Source organism: Bowmanella dokdonensis (genome assembly GCF_017254865.1).
GTDB lineage: Bacteria > Pseudomonadota > Gammaproteobacteria > Enterobacterales > Alteromonadaceae > Bowmanella > Bowmanella dokdonensis.
In genome coordinates this window covers 1-301 of the sequence record NZ_JAFKCV010000313.1, presented here as the reverse complement: position 1 = coordinate 301, position 301 = coordinate 1, and the positions used below count along the sequence as shown (strand labels likewise).

1 protein-coding gene is annotated in these 301 nt (G+C 50.8%); it reads right to left on the bottom strand.

Annotated elements, in window-relative coordinates; genetic code table 11:
- The coding region (locus tag J0A66_RS23900) for an NAD(P)H-hydrate dehydratase (protein WP_369127393.1) at positions 1-299 on the bottom strand (299 nt) is incomplete at its 3' end.
- Positions 300-301: the final 2 nt, after the last annotated feature.

The following is a 301-nucleotide window of genomic DNA, read 5'->3' as shown; positions in this document are numbered from 1 at the left end:
AGCTGGCTCAGGGCCTGGTAACGATTATTTTCAACATCCTGTATTTTGCAGCCCAGTAATCTGGCTGCTTCGCCTGGGTGTGGAGTGAGTATGCATTGGCAGGGTAAGGTTGTGCGGCAAGTGGCCAGCAAATTCAATGCATCAGCATCCAAGAGTATAGGTTTAGGGTGTTTTGTTACATAATCCAGCACTTGATTCAGCAGAGCGCTTGACCAGCTATCCTGGCCGAGGCCTGGGCCTATCACTATACAACTGGCCCAATTCAACTGCACTTGCAGGCTGTCAGCGTCTGCCAGCATCA